Consider the following 20,171-nt stretch of genomic DNA (forward strand, 5'->3'; position numbering starts at 1 on the left):
AATAGTCATTCTTCCTCATTATCCATAACATTATTCACTCCACCCAAGAAGACCCAGAAGACTAGTGGAGAGCTTGTTGTCATAAAGAAAATTTCATTGTGGAATAAGCCAGACAAAGCAAGTGCTAGTACTGCCAGTGCATAGTACAGAAACTCAGTTTGCCTAATATTATTTTTAAATGCATATCTTAACATTCGTATTACATTCTTAAGAAGAAAATACCCTGCTAATACTGCTCCAATAATTCCGGTACAAACAAGAACATTCAAATAAGCATTATGGACTGCTAAATTAGTTTTTGCAAGATACGTATTAGGGAGTTCTTTCTTTGCATAATCATGAATAGATTTTGGTGCTACTCCAAAGAGAGGTCGTGTTTTAAAAATCTCAAATCCACTTTTCCATAGAGTAAATCTCATATTTGAAATATCACCGCTCTGTGCGACGTCCTCTCGTGACAAATTAACTTCATCTTTATTATTTACTTTAGTATGGTTCTTCTTAATACTAATTTCTTGAGTTAATTCTGGTAGTTTACTCATTCCATTTTTTGAAACATCTACTAGAAGAAACATTGCAGAACTCACGACAGCGGCAACTAGAAAACCATAGAATATATTTTTAAATTTTGAAAGTTTTTTATACTTGCCGTAAAAGACTTGAAAAAATGTATAAACTGACGTAAGAGCTAAAAGAACAATTAAACCATTTCTAGAACCCGATAAACCAATATATAAAATTTGTATAATCATATTAATGATTAATAACAAACGCGTAATCCAACTTTTACAAATTTTATTAAACAAGTATACAGAGAATAATATTACTATCGTTGACATTACAGCCGCATAGTTTGGATCAGCATATGCTCCGAACAATCGATTTTCAACAAATCCTAGTCTTAAAGGGTTAGTTTTATTTACTAATGGTGCTATATATGAAAAATTGAATACAAACATCAGTAATGAAACAAATGACATAATGAACCCAAAAGCTACTAAAATTACTTGGAATTTAATAAAAAAACTTTTCCTTACCTCTGAATTTTTTGCTAGACTAAATATTGTTAATAAAAATAACGCTTCCCAACAAAAATTCTTAATATTAGCAAAAAATGCATATTGATAGTTTAACAAAATCGAAATTAAAAAAGCAATTAAAAACAAAACCAAAGAAATATCATAATCGAATTTTTTCTTTTTAGTAATGATTTCAAAAAACTCAGCTAATAAAATCAGACCTCCTACTAATCCAATAACATTAAATAACAAAGAGTCAATAGAGTTAGGCATTAGACTCCAAGCTCCAATTGATCTTAATAAGGTAATTGAATATAGGATTAAAACATATAATTCTTTATGAAAAATTTTTTTATTCACTTGGTTCTCCACTTTAAAATAATCCTCCTCATTTTAAAACAAATAATTTATTAGTCTACTTTTAAATCAAAGATAGATTTATACTTTTTGAAGGATTTCAACGGTATGTTCCAATGACTCTTCTAAATCAAATAAGGGCATCCAGCCCACGTTTTTTATTTTCGTATTATCCAAAATAGCTGTATTTGCTTTCGAAAAGCCTTTGCTTTCAACTTCGTCTGGTAGTTCAAAAATAACCGTTTTCCCACTGATATTTGCTATTTTTTTGGCTAAGTCTTTCAAATACAAATCAAATTTCTCACTTGAAACATTATAAGCTTGGCCACTTTCACCATGTAACAGTAAATATAAAATTGCAGAAACCGCATCTGCTACATACACATATGAAAAATATTGATTTCCTTCACTTTTTAATACAATATCTTCATGATTCACTGCATTTAGAATGAATTGAGAAGAAGCTTTTGTGTCAGAAGCCAACATAGTTGGACCAAATGTTCGACATAAGCGTGGAATGACAATGTCTAAGTCGTATTTTGTAATATATGCTTGGCAAAGTGACTCGCTCACTCGTTTCCCTTCTGGATAGCCAGCGCGTAATGTATTGCAATCAATATAACCACAATATTCTTCATTAAATTTTTCAACGTCTCCACGATTTTCACCATAAATTTCAACCGTCGACAAAAAGAGTGTTCTTTTAACATTGGTTGCTGCTGCATGCTTTAACACCTGATCTGTTCCAGACAGATTCGTCATGATTGTCCCAATTGGATCTGTTGCATATGCCTTTGGATGCGTATTACTTGCCCCATGAATCATATAATCAACCACAAGATCTTCTGGTAAAGGTTCCGTTACGTCACCTTCCACAATCTCAAAAAATGATGAATCCAGATACATTGAAAAGCGAGTCTCAAGTTTTTTACGATTTCTTCCCATTGCAAATATTTTGATTTTCAATCCTAATTGCTGGTTTGCCAACATCAGAGTATCAATTAAAAATGAACCAATCATTCCAGAAGCGCCAATCATTAAAATTGATTGACCATCCAGTTTTTTCAATTCAGGTAAATTGTCAACTACCTTGGCCAAATCAACTTGATACATAGGCTGTTCAACTAATGTCATCATACTCTCTCCTAATCCTTCATTTTTAAATAAGCCTTAAATAACTCCAAGTCATCGGTTGTTGTTAGCTTGATATTTTTATCAGAACCAGCTGCAAAATACAATGTTTCACCAAGATCAACCATCATTGTATTTGTGTATGAGGAATCAGACATTCCAATATTTTCTTCTACTGCACGATTATAAGCTGCTAGCAGTTTACCATATTGATAAGCTTGTGGAGTTGATACTCTTCGTAATGTATTACGGTCCACATATTCAACCGTTGTGTCCTCAGTTTTTTTAATAAAAATTTGTTCATTGTATGGTAATGAAGTCACGCCGTTTCCATATTCCTTACATTTCACAATGACATCAGATAATACAAGTTCATCAACCAGTGGACGGATACCATCGTGAATAATGATCGTATCATCTTCATCAGAATAATCTTTCAAAAACTGCACACCATTGTTGATTGATTCTTGTCCTTTTGAACCACCTGTTATTACCCATTGAACTTTGCTTATATTAAATTCTTTAATATAAGCCCACATCGTTTCTTCCCATCCTGATTTACAAACTACTAAAATGCGATCGATTTGTGGATGCTTCTGAAAAGATTCAAGTGTATAAATAATGATTGGCTTACCTTCAATATTTATAAATTGTTTCGGGATATCTTGTCCCATTCGTTTACCGACTCCGCCGGCAATAATAATTGCTGTAATCATGTCAGTGTTCTCCTTTATTTTTTAATAGGAAATAAGTATCTGCAATAATTGGATGTAAAGAAGTATATTGAGGTAAATTCAAGACGATTAGAGATAAGCTTCCTTCTTCAATTGCTACAATTCTTCTATCATATTCATTTATCAAAGCATTTAATTGCTCAATTTTAGTTTCTTTATCTTTAATGCTTTGCTTTGTATTTTTAATATATAGAATATCTGAAATAGTTATTTCTTTTAGCCTATTCAGTTTTGCTAATCTAATTTGTTTTTTATTAAATACACTCTCTTTCCCATTCTCTTCTCGAATAGCACTCTCTCCATGCTTTCGCCAAGTTCCAGTTACTTGATTTAAATAGTAAAGACTATCGGTTAATACTGCTGTCGACCACATTGTTATATCATGAACTGGAGTAATTGCTGTCTCTTTGTACAAATTGATTTCTGCCATAAAACTTTTTCTAATACCGTAAACCCATCCAGGACGATTAAGATAAACATTTTTCTTGGTAAAAAGAACTTGCATATCTTTAACGTTCCTTATTCTTCTCTTACTGCAAGGATAGGATATACCTCCCTCTTCAATCAGCTCATCGTAATTAGAGATTACAACATTTGCTTTAGGAAATTTTTTAAAAAACTGAACCATATTTTTTATTTTATCTTTCTCCCAAATGTCATCCTGATCTGATGGAAATATTAGCTCGCCACTCGCTTGATTTAATCCTACAAAGAAATTTTCTCTCCATCCAAGATTTCTTTGATTTTTCTCTATTTTCCAATTTTTTAAGGAATATTTACTAATATATTCTTGAACAATTTGTACCGTATTATCGGTAGAACCATCATCTTTCATTATCACTTCATAAAGTGGGTAGCTTTGAACTCTCAATGATTCTAACTGTTCAATAATGTTTCTTTCGCCATTATAAGTAGGCATAATAATTGAGACTTTTGTAATCTCATTCATTGCTAGAATTCACCCCATTAATGTTTTTGTAAATTTTATAATGTGCAGGCACTTGTTGTTCAATTGGTGGCAATTCCATATAGTTGCCGTATAGATTTACTAAATAATTTTCATAGCCTTTTGGCATGTAAGTTTTTTCTCCTTCAAATTCCACTTCTATTTTCTCAGAAAAAGCAGCTTTAGGTAGGAATTCTTTTGTTCCGTGGGTAGACACAACCATCACTCCAGCTGTATTTGAATCACTATACTCACGATTGATTTTTTTAGCATATTTATCTATTTTTTTAGCATAGTAATTTGGTCCACGAAAATCAGCATAGGGCTTAATCATTTTCTTTATTCCTAAATGTTGTTCAGATGGCCTGAATTTTTTCTTTGTTCCCGAGCCTCTAAGCAAGTCTAAAAATTTAATTTTTCTTGTTATTTTTTTTTGTTCTTTTTCATCATCAGGTAGCATATCTATAGGAAAAATATCCAGGAATAATCCATGTTGAACTACTCGAAATTCATCCTTAATAAATGTAGTAGGCAGGTCAATTTTGGCAAATGGATACTGCCAATCTGGTGTTAATTCAAGACAGTTCATTCTGTATTTTTGATTTAGCTCTGAGACGTTAGCGATCAATTTTTCGTAATCTTTTCTCATCATCATCAAATCTAGATCATCATCCCAAGGAATAAAACCTTTATGTCTAACTGCACCTATCATAGATCCACCAGATAAATAGTAAGTAATTCCCAATGTTTCACAAACTCTATTGAACTCCTCTAAGAGTAAAAGAAGTTCTTGATGCACTTCTTCCAATTCCAAAACTTTCTCTTTCATTTGTTAACACGATTCCCTTCTCAATTCAAATATATCTGTTCCATTTGTTTCACTGTATAAGATACGTCATAGGTCTCCAATTCAGAAGTTAATTTGTTATCAAATGGAGATTTCAGAATCTCATCCACCCATTCATGATTGCTTGCAGATAGAGATACAAATTTAACGTTTGGCGTTACCTTAGTATCCTTCGAAATTTCACTAGACAATACTAATTTTTTTCCAGAGGCTTGTGCTTCTAAACCAACCATTGGTAATCCTTCATATAAAGAGGTCATAACAAAAACATCCATTAAAGATAATAATTCTGGAATGTCATTTCTCTCACCAGTCATAACTACAGAATCTTCAATTTCAAGCTCGTTTATTTTATTCTCCAGTATATTTCTTAGACTTCCTTCACCAATTAATAGTAATTTTGCATTTCTTTTTTCATGCTTGACATCTTTAAAAATATCTAACAAACGTGATTGGTTTTTTTGTTCTTCCAAGCGTCCAATATTTCCAATAATAAAATCAGTTGCTTCAAAACCCATTTGCTTTTTCTTATTTTTTTTTTGCTCGTCAGTAAATCTGTAATCAGAAATTTTTATTCCGTTGTGAATAATGACAAATTTAGAACTACCGAATAAGCTTTCACCTGCTTCTTCACTCACAGCAAGTAAATCAGTAGCATTATTTTTTAACATTTTATCAAGAATAACTCGCAACCCTTTCATAAGAAAATTATTAGATTTTCCATCACTAGTTGCATGACTATGTGCAATTCTTTTTTTTATACCATGAAGTTTTGCTAGTTTCAGATTAATGCCGCCTCCAAAGTATACTTCGTTATGTGCAATATCAAATTTTTCTGTCTTTAAAAGTTTATTAACTTCAAAAAGATATTTAATAATATTTTTTTTAGGATTGGTGACAATAAATATTCTGCCACCAAGTTGTTCAATCTCTTTATTGTAATCAGTTACGCTCTTATAATCATCGTAGATTAAGAAATCGAACTGAATCTTCGAGCGGTCAATCTCACGGTACATATTCATCATAAATGACTCTGCTCCGCCTTTGCCCATCCTCCCTTGAAAATGCAATACTCTTTTACTCATTATGCCTCTCCTTATTTAATAGACCCTCTTCAAAAATGACATCAACCCAGGTAGTTTTACTTCAACAAAGGCACCTATTTTTATAGTCAATAAAAAAAGCGTTATTGGCATATTATATAAAAATTTAGTAACCTTTTTTGCTGTGGAATCTGTCAAAGCAATTGCTTTCGCTTCAATGATCACTGGATCATGCAAGATTTCAACCGCTTCTTGTTTCTTTTCCTGTTTTGTTAAGGTTTCAGTTTCATAAATCGAGAAGATGACCGATGTTGCACCTTTTAGCAACAAAGCAGCCATTCCAGATTTATCTTGATTCTTGGTAATAAAATTAGTTAACTCATAAAATTCTTTGAATGTTGCGAATTTATTTTCTTTATACTGATTAGTGATTCCCTTACCACCTTCAAAATCATACGTATATACAAGCGAAGAATTCATAACCACTTGTTGACAATATTGATAATAATCCAAATTAAATATCCGATCTTCACAACTACTATAATTTTTAAAACGAATTTGATGTTGTTCTAGTATCTCTCGTTTATAACATTTGTTCCAAACAACATACATCAACTGCTTACTCATCAATTCATACATATCATTTAAAAAGCATTGATTATCTTGATAAACAAAATCAGAAACTAGGTATTCTTTTTCAGAAATAATTTCAGTTCCATTCAGTGTTCGAAAAACAAATGAGCTGATAATCAAATCAGTTGCTGGATGAGTAGAAAGTATTTGTTCATAGTTTTTTAGTACATCTTTTTTAGGTGTATCATCTGCATCAAAAAATAGAACATATTCTCCGCGAGCATATACAAGGCCTTCATTGCGAGCAGCTCCAGGGCCTTGATTTTCAGTCGTAATAAAATGAAAATAATCATTGCCTTGAACTAGCTCGCTAATCACTTGTTCAGTAGCGTCTGTTGATCCATCGTTAACAATAATCACTTCATAATCGTTAAATTCCAGTTCCATCAATAAAGAAATGGTATGAGAAATGGTTTTTTCAGCATTATAAACAGGTATGATAATACTAAACTTAGGAGTCTTCATCTTTCCTACACCTTTCACCTTTTATCCATAAATCTTATCTTCTGGAAAATGCAGTTCTGCTAAAGAACAAACAGCTTCTTCATCCACACCTTGAGAAGACATTTTATCGAATAAGATTTTAATTGTTTGTAATAAGATTTTCAAATCCAACAATAATGAGTACTTTTTGATATATAACAAATCAAATCGTAACTTACTATTGTAGTCAGAAACATACTTACCATAGACCTGCGCATAACCAGTGATACCAGCGCGAACATTATGACGTAAATAATAATAAGGATTTTCTTCATTAAATTGATCAACAAAGAATGGTCGTTCTGGGCGTGGTCCCACAATTGACATATCTCCTTTTAAAACATTAAAGATTTGTGGTAACTCATCAAATCTTACGGCACGAATGAATTTACCAACTGGAGTTACACGTGCATCATTGCTTTTAGCAAGGACTGGACCCGATTTGGATTCAGCAGTCACACTCATTGAGCGGAACTTATAAATTGAAAATTCTTTTTGATTTTTTGTGATACGTACTTGTTTATAGATAACAGGACCTGGTGAAGTCACTTTTACCAAAATCGCTGTTAATAACATAAATGGTGACGCTAAAATCAATAAAACCAGTGAAACAACAATATCAAATAATCGTTTGAAAAGTTCATCTTCTGAAGGGATTCTAAAACCAGACGATTCAATAATGCTTTCATCCTCAAAATTCATGATATTTGGATTGATCATGATCAAATTTTCAAATGTTGTATTTAAAAATAATTTTTTCTCTTTTTTTGTCACTAATTGGTAGATTTTAATTTTTTCTTGTTCATCAATTTCGGAAGCCAAGTACACAATATCAATTTCATCAATCAGTTGTTTCGCATGTTCATAGAAATGATCTACAATAACTGCTTCGACTTTATGTTTATTATTTTTCTTTGATTGAAAATTTTGGATAGCTGGTGCAACATCTTTTTCTAAACCAACAATGATCACCTTTTTATCATTGCTGAATTTTAGATAAAGCTTATAAATAAAAATACGATACATACTGATTAAAATGGTTCCGATTATAAAAGAAAGTAAGATGACTAGACGTGGAAAAGCAAACCAGCGTCCAGCAAAAGTGACAATCATAATCCCAAAAGTCATCAATACTTGACCAATAACTGTCACAAAAATAATGTCACTGATCATTCGATTATAAAAGACATAGGCTCCTAATAAAATATTAAGAACGATAAAGATGATCGAAATAAAAATTGCTGAATTTTCAAAGGTTTCAAAGTTACGCATCGGTATTTCTCCTTGAAACTTCAATAAAAAGCTTAAATAAATTGCAACGTTATAAACAATAACATCCATCAAAATAATAAATATTCTGCGAGCGGCGCTCCACTCCCCATTTTTATTCATATATACACTCCTAACCTCAGAATAATGCCTTTATCATCTTACCATAGCAAGGCTTAAAAGCCTAGCGAGTAACCAAAATGTAAAAGAAATTAAAATATTCTAGACAATAAATTATTCTACTTTATATTCTTATTTTTATTTCTAAAATCTATATTCAATGTTTTTATTTTTATAGACATGATAAATAACAAAAAGTGATCAAAGTATTCCATTTCAATACTTTGATCACTTTTAATTTAATCTGGTCTTAAAGAAAAATCACCAATACCTTCTTTAGTCAAATTATCATTATAAAAAGGGTCATGGGCAATGTAAGTTGGCCATTTATCTTGCATTTTTTTGATTTCACCAGCAAACCGTTTTTGTTTTTCCGGTGTATCTTCGTATCCTCTAGATTTCGATTCAAAATGATAAAGTTCTACTTGATGTGCATACACGTTATTACGTCCTAATTCATAGACTTTCAAGCATAAATCGACATCATTAAACGCAACTTCTAATGTTTCATCAAATCCTGAAACGGCATGAAAATCAGTCGCTTTAACCATCATACAAGCCGCAGTAACTGCTAGATAATCAACATCAATCACTAAGCGGCCAAAATAGCCACAGTGTGTTTTATCATAATTATTCAATGCATGACCTGCCACACCACCAATGCCGACGAGGACACCAGCATGTTGTGTTGTTTCATCTGGATAATACAATTTTGCTCCAACACAGCCAATTCGATCAAATTGTGCGTAAGAAACCATTGTCGTCATCCAATCTGGCGCAATAACTTCAGTATCATTATTCAAAAACAAGAAATACTTTCCACTAGCTTTTTCAGCCGCCAGATTATTAATTCGTGAGTAATTAAAAGGAATATCAATTAACTCAACGATGAATCGATCGTTTAAGCGTTCTTTATAGTCTGCAAATAATTCTTGCATTTTTGGATCTGTGCTGCCATTATCAGCAATAATAATTTCATAGTTGGGATACGTTGTCTTCTCAATAATGGAATCAACACAAACTTTTAAATCTTCATAACCATTTTTAGTCGGAATAATTACACTCACTAAGTCTTCATCAATTACGTCATACATGATTTCATAAAAACCTGAGATTCTTCCTGGGCGCACATGTCCTTTGATTCCCCGACGATTCAGTGCATCGGTCAGAGCCTTTACACCAGAATCATAAATATAACTTTTCGCTTCGCCATTGCTTGCTGTAGAACCGGGAATTGTTCGCCAATGATAAAGAATTTTATCAATATGATAAATGTGATCTGCTGGGATTTTTTCTGTCACGCGTAAAACAAGATCATAATCTTGTGAGCCTTCATACCCTTTACGAAAGCCACCTAATTCTTTCACGATACTTGTGCGATAAACACCTAGATGAGAGATATAATTGTTTCCCATCAGTGTATCTGGTGACCAATCAGCTTTAAAATGAGGATCAAAACGATTGCCATCAGAATCGATTTTATCTTCATCACTATAAATCAGATCAAGCTCAGGTCGTTCATTCAACACCTTGGCTACTTCGTAAAGTGCTGAAGGCGGCAATTCATCATCATTATCCAACAAAGCTAAGAATTCCCCAGATGCTAATTCTAAAGCAGAATTAGTGGCTAAGCTGATATGGCCATTTTCTTGTCGAAAGACGACTTTTATTCGCTCGTCTTTTGCTTGATAAGCTTCCAGACATTTACGAATAGCCGGATCTGTTGAAGCGTCATCACTAATGCACAGCTCCCAGTTTTCATAAGTTTGTCCTAGGACGGAATCGATACATTTTTCTAACCATTTGATTTCAACATTATAAACAGGCATAGCAATCGAAATCAACGGACGATATTCTAAGTCAGTAGCAGCTTTGCGTTGTCCTGCTAAATCTACTTTTTCGTGACGAGTAATCCATTCAGCATAATCAACTGAACCAGGTTTTAATTCTAGCTTAACGCGACGGATGGCTTTTTTTAAACCATGTGTTCTTGTGTAATTGATCCCTTTTTTAAGCAAACGTTTTTGTTTTTGCCAAGAGGTCTCAAAACCATCATCAAAAGGATAGTGCCCGTTTAACTTCACTGCGATGCCATTTTGGTGAGCAGTCGTTTGAAAATCTAAAATAGCTCTTCCTTTTAATTTTCCAGATAGTCGAATTTTAAATCCACTTTGTGTTTTGACATCGACTTCATATAAATGATTAATGTCTAAACGTACTACAGGGGTTGTTTCAATCGAAACTTGGTTCTTTTCTACCTTGACTGAGGGGATTTCTTTGGTTACTTCATCAATTGCCCAGCCAACAATAAGCAAGTCTCCAGTAGCTCGTTCCCGAGTGATCGTATCAATAAATACAGCAATTTCTTTCTTTGTCACTGTCCAGTTACTCCTTTATCAAGTAGGTCCAATGAATTACATTTCAATAATCCAAGTTTGACCATTTTCTGCTATTACTTCAATTAAAAATGTACGTTCTTGTTCACAAAGAATTTGTAATTCGAACCCAGCAGAGACATTTTCCGCAAGATTTTCAGCCTCATTCACTTCTTTGCGATAAATCGGTTTAGCATCGAAAAACGGTGATTGATCTACAGATAAGTGATAAGATAATGCATTTCGATCTACTTGGGAGATTCCCCAACCAGTAATTGTTAAAACTTTCGTTTCTTCATCCCAATGTTTTTCATCAATACATAATGCTAACTCTTTTGCTTGAACTTTTTTCGGTGTTTCTTTTGCTCGACGTATTTTCTTTGATTTAATTGTCCATTCATCGCTATCTAAAAGTGAACAATAACGCGTGGTCGTAGTTTGCAAGTAACGATCAAGCTTAGCATTTTCTTCTCTGATTTGATAATTATCCTTTTCTAAATCAGTTATTTTTCCTGACAATTCTTGTTGAACAGCCATCATTGGTTGAACAGTTTCCAACACTTCTGAGAAAGTTTGGGTAAGCTCTCCAATAAAACGATAGTGGATATTTACCGTTAATTCCTGACCAGCAACATTTTTTACTGCCAATTCTGGTATGCTTTTACCGTCAAACAGATAGCAATCCGTATCTGTTTTTAATGCGGCATTTGACCGAATAAAATCAATTTTTTCTCCCACAACCTCGGCAGTGAATTCAATAAAACTTGGCTGTTTTTCAAAACGGAATAGCACCGTTTCGACGTTTTCAGCAATTGGAAATGTCAAATGTTGATTTTCGCCCGTGTAATTGTTAATGGGAATCTGTTGACTAGTTTCTCCTTCAACCGTTTGTTGGATTAAGTCAAAGACTTTCACGTAATTTGAATTTTGTGGCTGTGCAATTTCAGGTACTGCCTGTTTTTTCAACGAAAAGAAGTATTGATAAACTTCTCCAAATGGACGCATTTTGAAATCATAACGAACCGCTTCTGGCAAATCTTCATAGCGGGAAGAAAGTTCAGTGTCCTCTACCGCCAAGTATAGATAGTCTTCGATGTTGATCATTAAGCCAGCTTTTTCAAACACTTTCTGAAAACCATCATGCGTATAAAACGAATTATGTGTTTCATCTAACAACCCATAAGAAGTCCACGGAAGTTGATTATTAAACAAATCGATCATTACTGAATTATGTGCTAAGTTAGGAAACGTAATTAAAATTTCTCCATCTTCACTCAAAAATTCACTGACTTTTTTTAAAGTTGCACCCGGGTCAACCAAATGCTCCAAAACATCTGCAAACAAAATATAATCAAATGCTTGACCTTCAAAATAGTTCGCCCATTCAAAGCTTTCGATGTCTCCATAGAAACCATCCTGAGCAAATTCACTTACGAAATCGAATAGTTCTTTATCGAGTTCCACAATGCTAACTTCACATTGCTTCGCACCAATCAAATGTTTTGTCAATCGGCCATTTCCTGGGCCAAATTCTAATACTTTGCTACCTGGCTTAATTTGAGCTGCAATCTTTCCTACACTACTTTGCTCATCTAAATCCATTTCAAAATCATATTTCATCTTTTTGACTACCTTCTTCCCATTTGTGATCCAAGATGACAATACCTTCGCCGATATAAGAACCGCTAACAAATAAGTTCATATACTTCGTCTTATAAACTAACGGAACTGTAGCATTTTCTTCAAAAATCGCCACATCAAAATAATATTCACCAGCTAACAAGCCCAGCTTTTCATATTCAAGATAAAAAACATTTTTTCCTTTTTTCCAAGGAATCGTTATATCATCCAATAATGTGTTCAGACCACAAACATAAAAATTATCGACTGTTCGTAACGCAATCCCTAAAACTGGCTTTTTGATTGAATCATCTTTTACATTGTAGGTAACTTTTACGAAGAGTGTCTCACCTTGTTCAATCATATCCACTGGTTTCTTCTCTTTATCAAGCAACTCAGCGCTTAGCACATCCACGATGTCTGGTGCAGCGTGACGTTCAACTTGACTCTTATTACGGTCAACTGTTTTTACTGATTTTTTCTTCAAGAAGTTTTCATAATTTGTCGTAACGTCCATCGTGTCCCCATACTCTACGACTTCACCGTTTTTCAACCAATAACTACGATCACAAAAACGACGAATTGAGCTAATATCGTGAGAAACGAATAAGATCGTTTTTCCAGAATTTTTGATTTCAGTAAATTTTTCCATACATTTCAGTTGAAACTCTAAGTCGCCAACTGCTAAGGCTTCATCAACGATCAAAATATCAGGGTTAACATTGATTGCTACCGCAAATGCCAAACGGACAAACATCCCGCTTGAATAAGTTTTTACTGGTTGATAAATATGATCTCCAATATCAGCAAAATCAATGATATCATCGACCATGCCTTCAATTTCTTCTCGTGAAAAGCCCAACACCATCCCATTTAAAAAGATATTTTCATAGCCAGAATATTCTGGGTTGAATCCAGAACCTAGCTCAAGCAATGCTGAAATTTTCCCATCGATTTCCATTGTACCAGAGGAAGGTGTCAAAACACCGGTAATGATTTTGAGCATCGTCGATTTACCTGAACCATTTTCACCAACAAAACCAATCATCTCGCCTTTTTTAATTTCAATATTAACATTTTTCAATGCATAAAAGACGTCATGATAAGATTTTTTGAAAGGATTCAGTGCCTCACGAAAACGATCACTCGGCTTTGCGTACATATTATATGATTTGGTGATGTTTTCTAATTTAATCGCATATTCTGTCATTTCTATTCTCCTTACAGTACATCTGAAAAATGTGGTTTCAATCTACGGAACACTGCTGAACCAACCACAAAGAATGCTAATGTAACTACCCAAAAGTATAAAGTATACATGCCATGTTCAAAGAACCAGGCTTGACTCAAGAAAGATTCACGATAGCCTTGAACGATATAATAAAGTGGGTTTAATTTCAAAATTTGAACAATTGTCGGGTTAAATTGACTTGGACTCCAAAGAATTGGTAATGTCCACATAATCAATTGCAACAAAATCGTAATGAATTGGACGATATCTGGTAAAAACGGTTGGATAGATGCTGTCAACCAAGTGATACCTGTTAAAAATGCACACATGCAAAACAGATAGTAAATCAATTGTAGCGTCATCACAGTTGGAAAGATTCCATGTCCAATCGTCACAACTAAACCAATCACGATAAAAAAGAGATGGGTATATAAATTAGATAAAATTTTCGTACTTGGTAAGATACGAATGTTGAAAACGACCTTCTTGACTAAATACGTGTACTCTCGAAAGACTAACGTCGTTGAGGTAAATGCATCTGAGAAGAAGAACCAGGGAACCATCCCTGTAATCAGATAAACAATGAATGGATACTTACCATCAGTCATCGCAGCTTTCAAGCCGAAGCCAAAGACTAACCAGTAAATCAACACAGTAAATATTGGGTTGATAAATGCCCACATGATTCCTAAAAAAGAACCAGCATAACGTGATTTAAAGTCATTTAATGAAAACTGAATCAATAATTTTCTGTTCTGATAGATATCTTTCATAAATAAAAACAGATCTTTAAACATTTGTGTTCCTCCAAGCGATTTCTGTTAATTACAATCAACTGCCATTTTACCATATTTTTACTAGCTGACTGCGATATTATTTATTTCTTAATTTTCTATTAAGTAACAAATACTCGAACGTTACTATTCTACAAAAGATAGTTTCTAATTGCAATAAAGCGAGGTATCACTCTATCTCTGATACATAATTATTTTTATAAAAAAGAGGGTGAAACAAAACTGTTTCACCCTCTCTTTGATTACTTATCAATGATGATACTTGCTCATCCGTGAATACTCATTATGATTTTCTTCCGGATGTTCCACTGCTTCATCCGTTATTTCCAATTCATCAGGTACTTGCTGAATTTCTGTCGGCTGGTCAAAACGATGAACGCTCATTCCTAGTAAAAGATAAATAATCGGAAGCCAAGCAAAGGATGTCAACGTATCTTCCATAAAAGATTGTGTCATTATACCAAAGAAAGCCCAAATAAAGGTCAATTGTCCATTTGTTAAATCACCTTTTAATGTTCTTCGGCCAATAAAAATCAGTAACAAAGTAACCACGATGGCTAATCCAATCACTCCATAAAGATTTAAGAGAGAATTATAACTATTATGGTTACCCAAAATTTGGTTTGCTCGTTTCGTATAGAAAAAAGGCTTCATTCCTACCAATACTTGTTGCGTTTTAGTAGCTAAAGTTTGATAAAACTCTGCCCAAATTTCTTCTCTTCCGGTAAAAAGATTCACTTCTTTTGAAGCTGCTGCAAAATATGAAAGTGGCAAAGCAAATACTGCGGTCACCGTATAAATGATGAATGGCGCACGAGTCACACGCATAAATGATTTAGGTAGCAAGTTCAAAAGAACAAAAACAATCAATGCAACTAATGCACCTCTTGATTGACAAACCCAAATCGTAGCGAACGCTGCAACGACCGCTAGCACACTTAGCAATCGAATGTACCACTTTTCAAATGAACTAGCAAAACCACTAACCAAGAAAGCGAGCGTCATCACTGATGCACCTATCGTGTTAGTATTGATCCAAATATCAGAAAGCTTATTCCCTGGCGACCAGATACTTTGCCCTTCCCGAACCGGAATTTCTGTAAAAACACGATAAACCGTCACTGTTAAAATGAACGAAAAGAACAATAAGAAAACAGCTCGGTCTATTTTCCCAAATTCAATCCATTTTAGCGACAATACAAAAGCAATAATCAACGGTATCATCATATCCGTGTAAAACGAAGCACTTCGCGCGTCTCTGAAATATGAAAAGAAGAAAAAGAAGAAAAATCCTATCCCTATAAAGAGAAAATCAATTCCTCTTGCTTTGTAAACATTTAGTAAAAACAAAACGGCTATGCCGCCCAAAATTAATTGCGAACTATTTTCATATAAAAATAGTGCAGTGTTGTTGCTTAGCCCAACGGTCCATATGAAATACAATGAGCCTACTAATAGGAGAAGCCAAGCAACACTCATCTCATTGATCATTTTTCGCAGGATTCTTTGCATTTCTCCACTCTCCTGTACTAGCTTATCTCTTTTGTTTAATTGCATAACTTTGTTATTGCTGACTAATGACTTGTCCATTCACCGGATAATCTACTTCGAATATTCGATAGCCATCATTGTCCGGACCATATAATTGAGTAAATTGAGCCTGATTTAATTCATTGTAGTCTGCTAAAGGTCGCTTGCTCACAACATAACGTATGCCAAATTTTTCGGCATCAGCAAAATTCAACGTCACAGAGAACATATCTGGCCGATCAAGAATGAACGTTGTATCTTCTTTCGCGATAAATGCACGCGTGTGGGCATAACGATTATAGTATTTCTCATAGGTTCCATCAGGATCAATGATTTCCCATGCTTTCATATCTGGATAAAATCGAACCGTATTGAATGATTTTACTCCTAATGTTGGCGTAAAGTTGTATAGTTCATCTTCAGATAGCCACAATTGATCTGGATTTTCATCATTAATTTTTTGAATTTCTTTTGCTAAAGTTTTTTCAAAAATGGCACCCGTTCCTTCAACAATCGGATTGACAAAAAAGCCAGAAGCTATAATTAATGCCGTGAATGAAACATAAAATAATTGTCTTTGACGAAACAAAGCAAATCCTAGCAACAATGTACCTAGTACAACAATCCCTGCAATTTCAATCTCTGAAAAATAATTAATCATTCTAGAAGTGAAAATTGCCACAGCAAACGTTCCAGCGTTAACAACTAATAAAACAACTTTATACCAAGTTGGAATAACATCTTCTCGCCAAACATAAGCAATGAACCAAATGGTTAACAAACAAGCTGCAAAACCAAACGTCGTAAATGCTCGTGATGCTGGAACATAGGAAAGAAGCGTAATTTCAGCTAATCCTTTCGGCAAGCCAATCGTAATCCAAAAAATCGCGAATAGACAAAAAATCATCAATATTCGCCCTAATAATTTCTCCTCACTATTTTTCTTACCAAATAATACAAATGGACTAGCTAAAAGAACTGTTGGAAAGAAATGATAGAAAAAGGCCACTTCTGAATTGTTTGAAAAAGTAATATCTTTAAATGGAATCTTCCAGTTAGTCAAAAAATAAAAGAATTTGCCAAAGGTGAATTTTCCCCCGGTACTGATTCGTTTCCCTGGATACAAGGTTTCTAGTGAAGCCATCAAGGCATCCTTCGAAACGAGCCAAAAATGAACCATGATTCCACCGATGATCGCAATCGCCCCGACAATCAATACAGCATCCAACAAATCCCAAACAATTTTTTTCCTGAAATGGATTAGTAAACCAATAAAATAAAAGACGAGCAAATAACCCAACATTACTTGATGCGCTGGGTAAATGACTAGAATAAATCCTAAGCCAAAAATAACCACCAGTAACATCATCAGGGTTCGCAGCCCTTTGCGATCATGTTGATAGAAGTAGTGATAAAAAGCCACCATCAGACCAATCGTGAAGAAAATCAGATCCCCTACATGTTGCATGAACCACCATTGAACAGCCGGAGCAAAAGTTAGTGCAAGCGAACCAATCAATGATAATCCCTTTCGTTTTTTAGTGATAATCATCAATAATTCAAAAGATAGCAAGAGCATACCGACGATTTTCATTCCCCAATACCAGGATAGCCCTCGATCACGTCCTAGGAAAAAAAATCCCCAGTTAAATGGTTTACCGATAACCGTGATATCTTTCACCGGTGAATTATAAGCAATAATCATATTTTGACCATTTAAGGAATAATCATCATTAACTACAGGATAATCATTTTCTGCTTGCGAAAGATAAAATGGTGTCTGTACCAGCCATTCATCTGAACGAACCTCACGATCTTTGCCAAACAAAACATCTGTTTCTTTTCCATCATCTCGTTGCGAAACGTATTTATCCCACATGCCAATTGAGCTACCATTTAAATTAAGTGTGACAACTATGATGATTGCCAGTAAGCCAAACAAATAGCGGAGCCGAAGTAATGAGTCAAAAATTGTCTGAGGTGCACGACTTGTTTTATGATTACCATGTCGTACACTTCGTGTTTGTTTTTCCATAAAATTCCCCAATTTCTCTTTTGTTTCTCAAATGGCAGAAATAAATTATGCTTTTGCGTTTTCAGCAGCAAGTAGCATCTGCGCCAAAGCTTCTTGCCAAGTTGGAATAGAAAAACCTAAACTTTCTGCTTTTTCTAAACTCATCACAGCATACTGTGGCCGTACGGCTTTTTGTGGGAATTCTGCTGATGTAACTGGTGCCACTTCTACATCAGAATTTTTTAAAATTTCTTTTGCGAATTCATACCAAGAACAACTATTTTCATTTGATAGTTGATAAATGCCATAAGGTGCTTTTTCATTGATAACATACACCATGAATTCAGCTAAGGTACGTGTCCATGTTGGACGACCAAATTGATCGTTAACGATTGTCAAACGGTCATGTGTCTCTGCCAGACGTTGCATAGTAAACACAAAATTATGGCCATAAATACCGAACACCCAAGAAGTCCGAATAATATAGTAATCTTCCAAGATTTCTTGAACAGCCTGTTCACCTAAAAGTTTTGTGCGCCCGTACTCATTTAATGGATTTGTTTCATCATCCACTTGATATTCTTCATCTTTTTTCTTTCCATCAAATACATAATCCGTACTGATGTAAACAAGCTTCGCATGAACAGCTTTGGCAGCGAGAGCAACATTTCGTGTACCATCGACGTTGATTTTTTCATCTAATTCTTTGCCCTCATCTTCTGCTTTATCAACTGCAGTATAGGCTGCACAATGAAAAATCACATCCGGTTTTAATTCCGTAATATATTCCATTGTTCCTTTTTCATCTGTAATATCTAATTCCTTGGCATCTGTCGAAACATAAGGCAGATTTTTTTCATCTAGTAGATGGCGCAATTCTGTACCTAATTGACCATTTCCTCCAGTTAATAAAAACATTATTATCGCTCCTTTAATTTTGTTTGAAAAAAGAGACAGGCTAGCGCCTGCCTCACACTTTTATCTCATCAATAATTATTATTGACCATTTTGGGCGTATGCTGCTTCAACGGCTTCTTTTTCTTTTTTCCACCAATCTTCATGTTCTTCATACCACTTGATTGTGTCAGCTAATCCATCACGGAAATTCGTAAATTCTGGCTTCCAGCCAAGTTCTTCACGTAATTTTGTTGAATCAATAGCATAACGTAAATCATGGCCTGCACGGTCTTTCACATGATCATAGGCGTCTTTTGGTTGACCCATCATCTCTAAAATCAATTCCATTACTGTTTTATTATCTTCTTCGCCGTCGGCACCAATCAAATAAGTTTCACCAATTCTACCTTTTGTCAAAACCAACCACACAGCAGAAGAATGATCATTTGTATGAATCCAGTCACGAACGTTCTTTCCATCACCGTATAATTTAGGACGAATGCCACTTAAAACATTTGTGATTTGGCGTGGAATAAATTTTTCGATATGTTGATAAGGACCATAGTTATTTGAACAGTTAGAAATAGTTGCACGTAAACCAAATGAACGTACCCATGCTCTAACTAATAAATCAGAACCTGCTTTAGTTGAAGAATAAGGACTTGAAGGGTTATAAGGTGTTTCAGCCGTAAATTTTTCTCCTGGACCCTCACCATGACCTGGAAGATCTTCAACTAATGGTAAATCACCATAAACTTCATCTGTGGACACATGGTGATAACGTACATCATATTTCCGACAAGCTTCTAATAATGTATACGTACCAATAATGTTTGTTTGAACAAATGGAAATGGATCTTTAAGTGAATTGTCGTTATGCGATTCAGCTGCATAATGAACAACTGCATCTGCTTCTTTAACTAAACGATCAACTAATGGTGCATCCGCAATATCGCCCACTACAAGTTCTACCCGATCACTTGGTAATCCCGCTAAATTTTCTTTGTTTCCTGCATAAGTTAGTTTATCTAAAACAGTTACATGGACTTCCGGATGGTTCTGTACGATATAATGTACAAAATTGGAACCAATAAATCCGGCACCACCTGTTACAATGATATTTTTCAT

Annotated in this window: 16 protein-coding genes; all 16 read right to left on the bottom strand. The window is 34.3% G+C overall.

Annotated features, from left to right (window positions below; translation table 11 throughout):
- Positions 1-5: 5 nt before the first annotated feature.
- The 16 genes from AC4BD1_RS08230 to rfbB all read right to left on the bottom strand — a co-directional run bounded on the left by AC4BD1_RS08230 (position 6) and on the right by rfbB (position 20,171).
- The gene (locus AC4BD1_RS08230; protein ID WP_490466258.1) at positions 6-1,391 is read right to left on the bottom strand and encodes an O-antigen ligase family protein; all 1,386 of its coding nucleotides are present in this window, start codon (positions 1,389-1,391) and stop codon (positions 6-8) included.
- A 66-nt stretch (positions 1,392-1,457) separates the two neighbouring features.
- Positions 1,458-2,513, bottom strand: a complete 1,056-nt coding sequence (locus AC4BD1_RS08235) for an NAD-dependent epimerase/dehydratase family protein (protein WP_490485471.1) — start codon at positions 2,511-2,513, stop codon at positions 1,458-1,460.
- 8 nt (positions 2,514-2,521) lie between these two features.
- On the bottom strand, positions 2,522-3,223 hold the full coding sequence (locus tag AC4BD1_RS08240) for an IspD/TarI family cytidylyltransferase (protein ID WP_490466260.1): 702 nt from the start codon (positions 3,221-3,223) through the stop codon (positions 2,522-2,524).
- 1 nt (position 3,224) lies between these two features.
- Positions 3,225-4,190, bottom strand: a complete 966-nt coding sequence (locus AC4BD1_RS08245; RefSeq protein ID WP_490466261.1) for a glycosyltransferase — start codon at positions 4,188-4,190, stop codon at positions 3,225-3,227.
- Positions 4,183-5,016 (bottom strand): LicD family protein, encoded by an 834-nt coding sequence (locus tag AC4BD1_RS08250; RefSeq protein ID WP_490466262.1) that lies wholly within the window; start codon positions 5,014-5,016, stop codon positions 4,183-4,185. Before AC4BD1_RS08250 ends, AC4BD1_RS08245 begins: the two co-directional genes overlap by 8 nt.
- A 20-nt stretch (positions 5,017-5,036) precedes the next feature.
- Positions 5,037-6,119: a glycosyltransferase family 1 protein gene (locus AC4BD1_RS08255; protein WP_490485472.1), complete on the bottom strand. Its 1,083-nt coding sequence runs from the start codon at positions 6,117-6,119 to the stop codon at positions 5,037-5,039.
- Positions 6,120-6,134: 15 nt separating this feature from the next.
- The gene (locus AC4BD1_RS08260) at positions 6,135-7,175 is read right to left on the bottom strand and encodes a glycosyltransferase family 2 protein (RefSeq protein ID WP_490466264.1); all 1,041 of its coding nucleotides are present in this window, start codon (positions 7,173-7,175) and stop codon (positions 6,135-6,137) included.
- Between the two features lie 21 nt (positions 7,176-7,196).
- The gene (locus AC4BD1_RS08265) at positions 7,197-8,585 is read right to left on the bottom strand and encodes a sugar transferase (RefSeq protein WP_206909065.1); all 1,389 of its coding nucleotides are present in this window, start codon (positions 8,583-8,585) and stop codon (positions 7,197-7,199) included.
- A gap of 236 nt (positions 8,586-8,821) precedes the next feature.
- Positions 8,822-10,960 carry a glycosyltransferase family 2 protein gene (locus AC4BD1_RS08270; protein WP_490485473.1) on the bottom strand — a complete coding sequence of 713 codons (2,139 nt, stop codon included), beginning with the start codon at positions 10,958-10,960 and terminating at the stop codon, positions 8,822-8,824.
- Between the two features lie 36 nt (positions 10,961-10,996).
- Positions 10,997-12,577 carry a class I SAM-dependent methyltransferase gene (locus AC4BD1_RS08275; protein ID WP_490485474.1) on the bottom strand — a complete coding sequence of 527 codons (1,581 nt, stop codon included), beginning with the start codon at positions 12,575-12,577 and terminating at the stop codon, positions 10,997-10,999.
- Positions 12,567-13,787 carry an ABC transporter ATP-binding protein gene (locus tag AC4BD1_RS08280; protein ID WP_206909059.1) on the bottom strand — a complete coding sequence of 407 codons (1,221 nt, stop codon included), beginning with the start codon at positions 13,785-13,787 and terminating at the stop codon, positions 12,567-12,569. The genes AC4BD1_RS08275 and AC4BD1_RS08280 overlap by 11 nt, the downstream gene beginning before the upstream one ends.
- Positions 13,788-13,798: 11 nt before the next feature.
- The gene (locus tag AC4BD1_RS08285) at positions 13,799-14,605 is read right to left on the bottom strand and encodes an ABC transporter permease (protein WP_206899868.1); all 807 of its coding nucleotides are present in this window, start codon (positions 14,603-14,605) and stop codon (positions 13,799-13,801) included.
- A 246-nt stretch (positions 14,606-14,851) separates the two neighbouring features.
- Positions 14,852-16,114 carry an EpaQ family protein gene (locus AC4BD1_RS08290; RefSeq protein ID WP_206909056.1) on the bottom strand — a complete coding sequence of 421 codons (1,263 nt, stop codon included), beginning with the start codon at positions 16,112-16,114 and terminating at the stop codon, positions 14,852-14,854.
- Positions 16,115-16,166: 52 nt separating this feature from the next.
- Positions 16,167-18,167 carry a DUF7657 domain-containing protein gene (locus AC4BD1_RS08295; RefSeq protein WP_490466266.1) on the bottom strand — a complete coding sequence of 667 codons (2,001 nt, stop codon included), beginning with the start codon at positions 18,165-18,167 and terminating at the stop codon, positions 16,167-16,169.
- Positions 18,168-18,212: 45 nt separating this feature from the next.
- The gene (rfbD, locus tag AC4BD1_RS08300) at positions 18,213-19,064 is read right to left on the bottom strand and encodes a dTDP-4-dehydrorhamnose reductase (protein ID WP_490466267.1); all 852 of its coding nucleotides are present in this window, start codon (positions 19,062-19,064) and stop codon (positions 18,213-18,215) included.
- 78 nt (positions 19,065-19,142) lie between these two features.
- Positions 19,143-20,171 carry a dTDP-glucose 4,6-dehydratase gene (rfbB, locus tag AC4BD1_RS08305; protein ID WP_206909049.1) on the bottom strand — a complete coding sequence of 343 codons (1,029 nt, stop codon included), beginning with the start codon at positions 20,169-20,171 and terminating at the stop codon, positions 19,143-19,145.

The organism is Enterococcus sp. DJ147D b, assembly GCF_058216655.1.

Coding starts and splice junctions, on each gene's coding strand:
- AC4BD1_RS08280 (WP_206909059.1), bottom strand. CDS start 13,787: ATGACAGAATATGCGATTAAATTAGAAAACATCACCAAATCATATAAT.
- AC4BD1_RS08265 (WP_206909065.1), bottom strand. CDS start 8,585: ATGAATAAAAATGGGGAGTGGAGCGCCGCTCGCAGAATATTTATTATT.
- AC4BD1_RS08275 (WP_490485474.1), bottom strand. CDS start 12,577: ATGAAATATGATTTTGAAATGGATTTAGATGAGCAAAGTAGTGTAGGA.
- AC4BD1_RS08245 (WP_490466261.1), bottom strand. CDS start 4,190: ATGAATGAGATTACAAAAGTCTCAATTATTATGCCTACTTATAATGGC.
- rfbD (WP_490466267.1), bottom strand. CDS start 19,064: ATGTTTTTATTAACTGGAGGAAATGGTCAATTAGGTACAGAATTGCGC.
- AC4BD1_RS08290 (WP_206909056.1), bottom strand. CDS start 16,114: ATGCAAAGAATCCTGCGAAAAATGATCAATGAGATGAGTGTTGCTTGG.
- AC4BD1_RS08250 (WP_490466262.1), bottom strand. CDS start 5,016: ATGAAAGAGAAAGTTTTGGAATTGGAAGAAGTGCATCAAGAACTTCTT.
- AC4BD1_RS08260 (WP_490466264.1), bottom strand. CDS start 7,175: ATGAAGACTCCTAAGTTTAGTATTATCATACCTGTTTATAATGCTGAA.
- AC4BD1_RS08235 (WP_490485471.1), bottom strand. CDS start 2,513: ATGATGACATTAGTTGAACAGCCTATGTATCAAGTTGATTTGGCCAAG.
- rfbB (WP_206909049.1), bottom strand. CDS start 20,171: ATGAAAAATATCATTGTAACAGGTGGTGCCGGATTTATTGGTTCCAAT.
- AC4BD1_RS08255 (WP_490485472.1), bottom strand. CDS start 6,119: ATGAGTAAAAGAGTATTGCATTTTCAAGGGAGGATGGGCAAAGGCGGA.
- AC4BD1_RS08295 (WP_490466266.1), bottom strand. CDS start 18,167: ATGGAAAAACAAACACGAAGTGTACGACATGGTAATCATAAAACAAGT.
- AC4BD1_RS08285 (WP_206899868.1), bottom strand. CDS start 14,605: ATGTTTAAAGATCTGTTTTTATTTATGAAAGATATCTATCAGAACAGA.
- AC4BD1_RS08240 (WP_490466260.1), bottom strand. CDS start 3,223: ATGATTACAGCAATTATTATTGCCGGCGGAGTCGGTAAACGAATGGGA.